1 protein-coding gene is annotated in these 1,323 nt (G+C 66.1%); it reads right to left on the bottom strand.

Annotated features, from left to right (window positions below; all coding sequences use genetic code 11):
• Positions 1 to 138: 138 nt before the first annotated feature.
• On the bottom strand, positions 139 to 1,134 hold the full coding sequence (locus L630_RS0120725) for a LysR family transcriptional regulator (RefSeq protein ID WP_024850069.1): 996 nt from the start codon (positions 1,132 to 1,134) through the stop codon (positions 139 to 141).
• Positions 1,135 to 1,323 lie beyond the last annotated feature (189 nt).

Raw genomic sequence — 1,323 nt, 5'->3', positions numbered from 1 at the left:
GGCCGCGAGGGCTCGAAGTACGGCATCGAGGAATATCTCGAGATGAAGTACATCTGCTCGGCGATCTGAACGGATCGCCCCGCCGACCTCTTCATCACACTCCAAGAGGCCGCCTTGCGCGGCCTCTCTTGCTTGCTGCTATTCCGCCGCTCCCCGCTGTTCCTGCATCGCCCGGCTCGCACGGGCGCGTTTGAGGAGCGCGTTGAGGATCGATTGCGCTGCCGGTGACAGATCCTGCTCCTGGCGGCGGATGACGCTGTAGGTTTTCACGATCAGGTCCGGCGCGACGGGCAGGATCGCCAGCCGGCTGCCAAGGCCGCTGGAATCGATGAAGAACTCGGCGACGGCGCGCGCCAGCGGCGCGATGGCGTTGGTCTTCTGCACCAGTGCGAGCGTGAAGAGCGTCGAGGCGGTGGCAAGGATCCGGCGCGGCAGCTGCAGCCCGTGCGAGAGCAGATAATCCTCGGCGGTGCGGCGCAAAAGGCCGCCGGGCGGTTGCGTGACCCAGTCATATTCGACGCACTGTTCGAGCGTGAGGTTTTCCACCCGCGTCAGCGGATGGTCGGCGCGCACGACAAGGCCGATCGGCTCGTAGCCGATGTCGCAGAGCCAGAACGGCTGGGCGTCGGCGCCTTCGGGAATGCGGCCCACATAGAAGTCGAGGTCGCCGGCAACCAGCGCCTCGGCAAGCTTGTTCGAGGTGTCGACCGTCACTGCCAGCTCGACAGCCGGGGCCGATACGCGCATCTCGCGCACCAGCGGCAGGATCAGCTCCAGCGACGGGCCGGTGACGGAGCCGATGCGCACGAGACCGCGCGTGCCCTGGACCGCCTGCAGCACCCGTTCCTGCGAAAGATCGAGTTCCCGCAGGGTCCGGATCGCCTGGTCGGCCATGATGATGCCGGCCTCGGTGAGCGAGACGCCGCGCGCATGGCGGCGGAAGATCGGCGCGCCGATCATCTCCTCCAGCTGGGCGAGAAGCCGCGAGGCGGCGGGCTGCGTCATGCCCACCTGCTGCGCCGCCGCGTTGATCTGCCCCGTCTCGCGCAGCACCGCCAGCAGGCGCAGGTGCGAGAACTTCAGCCCTTTTCTGACAAGGACATGCTGGCCGTGCCGGGGATCGGAATGGGGCATGATATGACCGCCTTGCTATCTCACTGCCGGGCAAGTTGTTCCCGATGAATATTACAATTCCGCAGGATTTTTCGCTGCGCAATGGGACTTCGCCTGAGGTGACGTCCCCGGACGTGGTGTAGCTGGGTAGCGCGGCGGTCATCGGCGCTTTCCGGTAGGGTCTGGTTGCGAGACCAACCCCTTTCCGGA

This window comes from Aminobacter sp. J41 (assembly GCF_000526635.1).
Taxonomy (GTDB): Bacteria; Pseudomonadota; Alphaproteobacteria; order Rhizobiales; family Rhizobiaceae; genus Aerobium.
Note: the sequence above shows the minus strand (reverse complement) of the source record. Positions and strands in the feature narration are given on the sequence as shown.

Coding starts and splice junctions, on each gene's coding strand:
- L630_RS0120725 (WP_024850069.1), bottom strand. CDS start 1,134: ATGCCCCATTCCGATCCCCGGCACGGCCAGCATGTCCTTGTCAGAAAA.